Annotated in this window: 6 protein-coding genes; 4 read left to right on the forward strand and 2 right to left on the reverse strand. The window is 62.6% G+C overall.

All coding sequences use genetic code 11. The features are described from left to right. Positions 1–16 precede the first annotated feature (16 nt). Both RGM2987_RS06085 and RGM2987_RS06090 read left to right on the forward strand, forming a co-directional pair. Positions 17–1,078: an ABC transporter substrate-binding protein gene (locus RGM2987_RS06085; protein ID WP_245139211.1), complete on the forward strand. Its 1,062-nt coding sequence runs from the start codon at positions 17–19 to the stop codon at positions 1,076–1,078. 276 nt (positions 1,079–1,354) lie between these two features. Beyond that, the gene (locus tag RGM2987_RS06090; protein ID WP_245139212.1) at positions 1,355–2,668 is read left to right on the forward strand and encodes a leucine-rich repeat-containing protein kinase family protein; all 1,314 of its coding nucleotides are present in this window, start codon (positions 1,355–1,357) and stop codon (positions 2,666–2,668) included. A gap of 141 nt (positions 2,669–2,809) precedes the next feature. Here the strand turns inward: RGM2987_RS06090 and RGM2987_RS06095 are convergent, their stop codons facing one another. Continuing rightward, positions 2,810–3,514, reverse strand: coding sequence for a YebC/PmpR family DNA-binding transcriptional regulator (locus RGM2987_RS06095; RefSeq protein ID WP_245139213.1), 705 nt, complete (start codon positions 3,512–3,514; stop codon positions 2,810–2,812). A 219-nt stretch (positions 3,515–3,733) separates the two neighbouring features. Here RGM2987_RS06095 and tssI point away from each other — a divergent pair, with 219 nt between their 5' ends. After that, positions 3,734–5,140: a type VI secretion system tip protein TssI/VgrG gene (gene tssI / locus RGM2987_RS06100; protein WP_245139214.1), complete on the forward strand. Its 1,407-nt coding sequence runs from the start codon at positions 3,734–3,736 to the stop codon at positions 5,138–5,140. A 196-nt stretch (positions 5,141–5,336) separates the two neighbouring features. Beyond that, positions 5,337–5,885 carry a cytochrome b gene (locus RGM2987_RS06105; protein ID WP_245139215.1) on the forward strand — a complete coding sequence of 183 codons (549 nt, stop codon included), beginning with the start codon at positions 5,337–5,339 and terminating at the stop codon, positions 5,883–5,885. A gap of 6 nt (positions 5,886–5,891) precedes the next feature. On the opposite strand, the gene RGM2987_RS06110 is transcribed toward RGM2987_RS06105, so the two are convergent. Beyond that, positions 5,892–6,800 carry a pyridoxal-phosphate dependent enzyme gene (locus RGM2987_RS06110; RefSeq protein WP_245139216.1) on the reverse strand — a complete coding sequence of 303 codons (909 nt, stop codon included), beginning with the start codon at positions 6,798–6,800 and terminating at the stop codon, positions 5,892–5,894. Between the last annotated feature and the right edge of the window lie 132 nt (positions 6,801–6,932).

Below are 6,932 nucleotides of genomic sequence, written 5' to 3' on the forward strand. Positions count from 1 at the left end.
GAGGAAGGTCGCGCCAATGAATAACGTCAAACGCAGTGCATTGTTCGGTTTCTGCTCGCTGGGTTCCGCCTGCCTGGGCGCCCTGCTCCCGGTCACCCAGGCGTTGGCCGAGCCGACGCTCTATCTGGGCATGAACGGTGGGACCATGGAGCGGCTCTACGCCGACAAGGTCTTGCCGGCCTTCGAGAAAGCCAATAACGTCAAAGTGGTGATCGTACCCGGCACCTCGGCCGATATCCTGGCAAAAGTCCAGGCCAGCAAAGGCAATCCGCAGATGCACGTGATGTTCCTGGATGACGGCATCATGTACCGCGCCATCTCCATGGGCCTGTGCGACAAGCTCAAGGACAGCCCGCCCCTGGCACAGATCCCGGCCAAGGGCCGTATCAAGGACGAGGCGGTGGCCGTGAGTCTCGGCGTGACGGGCCTGGCCTACAACACCCGTTTGTTCAAGGAAAAAGGCTGGGATGCACCGACCTCCTGGATGGACCTGGCCGATCCACGCTACAAGGACAAAGTGGTGTTCCAGTCGATGGCGTCCTCGACCTTCGGTCTGCACGGGTTCCTGATGTTCAACCGGATCCAGGGCGGCAGCGAGACCGATGTCGAGCCGGGCTTCAAGGCGTGGCCGAACACAGTCGGACGCAACGTGCTGGAGTACATTCCAAGCTCGGCGAAGATTTCCGAAATGCTGCAGACCGACGAGGCGGCGCTGTTCCCACTGACGCCCACCCAGGTCACCGCGTTGAAACTCAAGGGCATGCCGGTGGAATACGCGCAGCCGAAGGAAGGCGCCGTGGTACTCAACGTTGCCGAATGCACCATCGCCCAGAACACCCAACCGGAACTGGCGCAAAAGCTCGCTGCTTTCCTGTTGACCCCCGAAGCCCAGGCGATCGCCCTGGAAGAAGGCGACCAGATTCCGTCCAACCCCAACACCCCGACCACCGACAAGACCCGTGGCCAGGTTGAAGCAATGAAGCAGTACCTGGAGACCGCCATCGCCGTGGACTGGGACCAGGTCAACGAACAACGCCCAGCCTGGAATGCTCGCTGGAACCGCAGTATCGAGCGCTAGGGTGATCGACATCCCTCACCGCTTTGCCGGTATCATGCCGGGCATGTTCGGGCTTGATGCCCGATACAAATGAACTGAGCCCTGACCTGTGGCAAGGGAGCTCGCTCCCGCTGGACTGCGAAGCAGCCCCAAAACCTGACACCAAGTTGTGTCAGGTTGGTTGCATGCCAGCTTTTTGGGGCTGCTGTGCAGCCCAGCGGGAGCAAGCTCCCTCGCCACAGGTGCTATGGTTGGCTTCAGGTTTTGTATCAGCCTTCTTCAACGGCGACTCTTCCCATGCATACCCTCGCCCAACTGCGCGCCGGCCAGCTGTCAGGCATCACCCGGCTGGACCTGGCCTGCGGCCTGACGCAGTTCCCCCGGGAAATCTTCGACCTGGCCGATTCCCTCGAAATTCTCAACCTCAGCGGCAACCAACTGGACACACTGCCCGATGACCTGCATCGGTTGACCCGCCTGCGCGTGCTGTTCTGTTCGGACAACCGCTTCACTGAACTGCCCGAATGCCTGGGCCGTTGCGCCGCGTTGACCATGGTCGGTTTCAAGGCCAACCGCATCGAGCGCGTGACCGGCGCCGCCCTGCCGCCACTGCTGCGTTGGCTGATCCTGACGGACAACTGCATCCGCCACCTGCCCGATGAACTGGGGCAACGTGCGCACCTGCAAAAACTCATGCTGGCCGGCAACCGGTTGCAGCAATTGCCGGCGAGCCTGGGCCGGTGCCAGCGTCTGGAACTGCTGCGCGTCGCCGCCAATCAACTGACCGAGCTGCCGCAATGGTTGCTGGAACTGCCAAGCCTCAGTTGGCTGGCCTACGCCGGTAATCCGCTGGAGGCCCAGGCCGAAGCTGCCGCGCAGAATGTCACGACGCCCATCGACTGGCGGCAACTGACCCTGCAACAGCAACTGGGTGAAGGCGCCTCGGGGGTGATTTCCCAGGCGCTCTGGCAGCCGCCGGGCCAGGCTGCGCGCAACGTCGCGGTAAAAATGTACAAAGGCCAGATCACCAGCGACGGCTCGCCACTGCATGAAATGCACGCCTGCATCACCGCAGGCCTGCATCCGAACCTGATCGAGGTATTGGGCCGGATTGTCGGAAATCCCCAGGAGCAGTCCGGATTGGTGATGGCCTTGATCGCGCCCAGCTACCGCAACCTCGCCGCATTGCCGAGCCTGGCGTCGTGCACCCGCGACGAGTATGCCGACGAGCTGCGCTTGAGCGGCCCCGTGGTCTTGCGCATCGCCCACGGCATCGCCTCGGTGGCAGCGCACCTGCATCGCCAGGGCATCACCCATGGCGATCTGTACGGGCACAACATTCTGTTCAATGACCAGGGCGACTGCCTGTTGGGCGACTTCGGCGCAGCATCGTTCCACGCCACCACGGACACCTTGCAGACACGGGCGCTGCAGCGCATCGAAGTGCGGGCCTTCGGGATCCTGCTGGGGGAGTTGCTGGAGAGAACCGAACCCGCTGCTGGGGAACTGGGGACATTGTGGGAATTACAGGCGCGCTGCTGTCAGCCGGAGGTTCTGGCGCGGCCAGGGTTCGATGAGATTGAGCAGTGCATAGAAAAATTGAAACACTGACCGTGGCGAGGGAGCTTGCTCCCGCTGGGCTGCGCAGCAGCCCCCATCCATAACCACCGTCTATCAGCGAGACCGCGTTGCTGGATTCACGACGGCTTCGCCGCCGAGGGGAGCAAGCTCCCTCGCCACAGGGTTTTGTGTTTAACCCGCCAACCCGACAAACATGTCTTGCACGTCATCATGGTTGTCGAGGCCTTCGAGGAACGCTTCGACTTCAGCCATCTGTTCGTCGCTCAGGCCGCTCACCGGGTTCTTCGGCTGATAGCCCAGCTTGGCCGACAGCACGGTGAAACCCTGTTCCGGCAAGGCCTTCTGCACGGCATCAAGGTCGGCAGGATCGGTGAGGAACAAGGTTGCGCCCTCTTCGCCCGGCTCGAAATCCTGGGCGCCGGCCTCGATGGCGGCCATTTCCGGGTCGGCGTCCGGGCTGTCCGGCGAAGCCTCGATCATGCCGACATGGTTGAAGTCCCATGCCACCGAACCGGAAGCACCCAGCTGGCCCTTGCGGAACGCCACGCGAATCTCGGCCACGGTGCGGTTGATGTTGTCGGTCACGCATTCAACGATCAACGGCACCTGATGCGGGGCGAAACCTTCGTAGGTCACGCGGTGGTACTGCACGGTTTCACCGAGCTGGCCAGAACCCTTCTTGATCGCGCGTTCCAGGGTCTCACGGGGCATCGAGGCCTTTTTCGCCTGCTCAACCACCAGGCGTAAATGCGCATTGGTCGCGGTGTCCGCGCCATTTCGCGCAGCAATGGTGATTTCCTTCACCAGTTTGCCGAAGATCTTGCCCTTGGCGTTGGCCGCCGCTTCTTTGTGTTTAACCTTCCACTGTGCGCCCATTACTCACTCTCTTGTCTGACGCGCCGAGACATCTGCCGGCCGGCGCTGTGGCGCAAGTTTATACGGCCTAAACCGCCTGATCGACCAAAAAATTCACCGTGCGGAATCGTCTTTTTCACAACGTGTTGTAGGGCATTTCTGAAATAGCCACTCGTCGGCACCGCTGCGCCCCAGGGTTTCGTACCCTCTGTGCCTCACTTCCTGCAAGTAGGAGCCGCGATGCGCAACGACATGGAAAGCCCCTTCAGCTTGACCCTTACGCAAAGCGATTTGCAACTGCAAGTCTTGCGCTTCAATGGCCACGAAGCCCTCAACCAGCCGTACTGCTTTGACCTGGAACTGATCGGCCTGGCACCGCCGATAAGTCCCGATATGCTCCTGGAACAACCGGCTTTCCTGCGCCTGGACGGCGAATCGGGCATCCACGGGGTGGTCCACAGCGTCAGCCTGAGCGCCCACGCCTCGCTTCGAATCGGCTATCGCTTGAGCCTGGTTCCTTATCTCCAGCGCCTGGAGCAAGGCCCGCGCCGCAGGGTATTCCACCGACTCAGCGCGGTGCAGATGTTGCAACGCCTGCTGGACGACAATGCCTTACCCGCCGCCAGCTACCGCTTCGAGTTGGCACCCGGTCAATACCCACGCCGCGCCTTCTGCATCCAATACGAGGAAAGCGACCTGGCCTTCCTGCATCGGCTGTGCGAGGAGGAAGGTATCCATTACCACTTTGAACACGACGCCCAGGGTCATGTGCTGGTGTTCGCCGACGACCCGAAAAGCTTCCCCGCGCAACCGTTGGAACTGAACCTGCAACCGAACGAGGGCCTGGAACCGACCCTCAAGCGCTTGTACCTGCGTCACCAATCAGTGAACCCCGTTCCGCTCGGTGGATTCAACGATCGAGCGACGACCGAAGCCGGGACTGAGGCGGCGAACCAGACCCTTGAACGGATCGACCACGAGACACTCCACGGCAACCCGGCCCTGGCACACCGTCACCAGAGGGGGCGGCGCCATCTAGAACGGATGCGCTGCCGGCAACGGGAAATCCATGGCCACAGCACCCACCCGGCATTGCGCGGTGGCCACATCGCGCAGATCGGCGAGCACCCGGTTTCAGCCTTCAATGACCAGTGGCTGATCACCGAAGTCCAGCACCGCGGGCGACAGTTCTCGATCCTCGAACCGGACCCGCCCGCCGAGCCCTCAGCACAGGACTACCGCAACCGGTTCACCGCAATTGCCTGGTCCACGGTGTTCAGGCCGGCCGCCAAGCATCCCAAACCCTGCATCCCCGGGTATCACCTGGCCCATGTGCTTGGCCGCGCCGGCCAACCGGTGCGCCCCGATGAGCGCGGCGAGGTCAGTGTCAGTCTGTGGGCGCCCGGTCAGGAAGGCATCCCGTTGCCCGTGTCGCGACTGGCGTTGGGGGCCAGCACCTGCCTGGTGGCCGGCAGCGAAGTGCTGGTGAGTTTTCTTGACGGAGACCCGGACCGCCCCGTGCTATGCCCGGGGGCGGTCGATACCGGCGCAGGGCTTGCCAGCGAGGCGCCGGAAGTGCCGCCGGGCCATACCGACTCAAGGCTGTTGTTCGACTGGCTTCTGAATCCGCCGGATGCGACACCTTGATGTGGACGGCATATCGGTCGGGGCGCTGCGCGCCCAGCGGGAGCAAGCTCCCTCGCCACGGGGACGGGTCATGCCGGGCTGGAAATTTCATGTCGATAAACCTGATCTGGCACAAGCAAACCCAACGAAACGGGCTTAAAGTAAACACAACGCCGCTCTAGACGGCGCTCTACCCTGATTGTTGGAGATACCCGCAATGCCCTGGAAAAATTCGGAAAGCCGCTACAGTACCGTCACGGTCACCCTGCATTGGCTGATGCTGGTTTTGCTGGCCGTGGTTTATGCCTGCATCGAATTTCGCGGGATGTTCCCCAAGGGCAGCGGCGGCCGGACGCTGATCAAGGAAGCGCACTTCATGCTCGGCCTGACGGTGTTCCTGCTGGTCTGGCTGCGCCTGTTCGCCCGCAGCATGGGCAAGGCGCCGGCGATATTCCCGGCGTCGCCAGTCTGGCAGACCTTCCTGGCGCGCCTGATGCACTGGGCGCTGTACCTGTTCATGATCGCCATGCCGCTGCTGGGCTGGCTGATCACCAGCGCCGAAGGGCACCAGGTGATGTTCTATGGCTTCGACCTGCCATTGCTTATCCAGCAAGACAAAGCATTTGCCAAGCAGGTGGAAGGCTGGCATGTGCTGGGCGGCACCATCGGCTATTGGTTGATCGGCCTGCACGCCTTGGCCGGGCTCTATCACCACTACGTGGTGCGCGATAACACGCTGTTGCGGATGATGCCCAAGCGCGGTTGACGGAGGTTATTCGAAACCTCGGCGGCCTTGCAGGCCGCCGGTGTGGACGAAGATCAAGCGGGTGCCCGGAGCGAATCCCCCGGCCTCGATCCGCGCCTTGAGCAACATCAGCGCCTTGCCGGTATACAGCGGCTCCAACTCGATGGCGCCAGTGCGTTGGATGAAGTCGGTAAGTTCGGTATCGACCCGAGCAAAACCGCCCCGGCTGCCATCGAGCAGTTCATACAGCGGATTGCCAAGCCCTGCTTCCTGCACGATGCTTTCGACCTGCTGCGCCACGCCGTGGTCTACGGGCACGGCCAGCACGCCGTAGACCGGGCGCTCCCCCGCTTCAGCCAGCACCAGCCCGGCCAGCGACGTTCCTGTACCGCAGGCCAGCCACCAGCCGTGATAATCGGCCCATCCCACTGCCGCCAGTTGTTCCCGGGCGTGCGCCGCCCAAGTCATGCAACCTTGCGCGCCGGTCAATCCTGCTCCGCCCTCGGGCAGCGGATACAAATGCGGGTAGCGCCTGCGCCAAGGCTCCCAGAACCCTGCCGCGTGCCGCTCGCGGTAGCCGCCGTAACCCAGCCAGTGCAATTGCATGCCGAACGCTTGCAGGTCGCGCACCGTTGGCGTTTCCCGGGGATGACCGCGCAACAGCCCGACCGTGGGAAATCCGAAGCGCTTGCCGGCGGCCGCCAATGCATGCAAATGGTTGGAATAGGCACCGCCCAGACTGATGATGCCGTCGGCGCCAGCTTCATGGGCGGCGCGCAGGGAACGAACGAGTTTGAACCACTTGTTGCCACTGATCAGCGGATCGATCCGGTCCAGACGCAACACCGCCACCTCGACACCGGCCCGGGCGAGCCAGTCCAGATGAAGGGGTTCAAGCAGTGGCTGAGGGTACCAGTCGAGGGCAGAAGCAAGCATTGCGGCAGGCCAGGCAGGAAGATGTCGGCATCTTAACAGCTCGGCTGCGCTGGGCCGGATACTGCAAAAACCTGTGGGAGCGGGCTTGCTCGCGAAGGCGGTGCATCAGCAGAGACAAGAAAGTCTTACACA

This window comes from Pseudomonas sp. RGM2987, assembly GCF_022952855.1.
Classification (GTDB): domain Bacteria; phylum Pseudomonadota; class Gammaproteobacteria; order Pseudomonadales; family Pseudomonadaceae; genus Aquipseudomonas.

Coding starts and splice junctions, on each gene's coding strand:
- RGM2987_RS06085 (WP_245139211.1), top strand. CDS start 17: ATGAATAACGTCAAACGCAGTGCATTGTTCGGTTTCTGCTCGCTGGGT.
- RGM2987_RS06090 (WP_245139212.1), top strand. CDS start 1,355: ATGCATACCCTCGCCCAACTGCGCGCCGGCCAGCTGTCAGGCATCACC.
- RGM2987_RS06095 (WP_245139213.1), bottom strand. CDS start 3,514: ATGGGCGCACAGTGGAAGGTTAAACACAAAGAAGCGGCGGCCAACGCC.
- tssI (WP_245139214.1), top strand. CDS start 3,734: ATGCGCAACGACATGGAAAGCCCCTTCAGCTTGACCCTTACGCAAAGC.
- RGM2987_RS06105 (WP_245139215.1), top strand. CDS start 5,337: ATGCCCTGGAAAAATTCGGAAAGCCGCTACAGTACCGTCACGGTCACC.
- RGM2987_RS06110 (WP_245139216.1), bottom strand. CDS start 6,800: ATGCTTGCTTCTGCCCTCGACTGGTACCCTCAGCCACTGCTTGAACCC.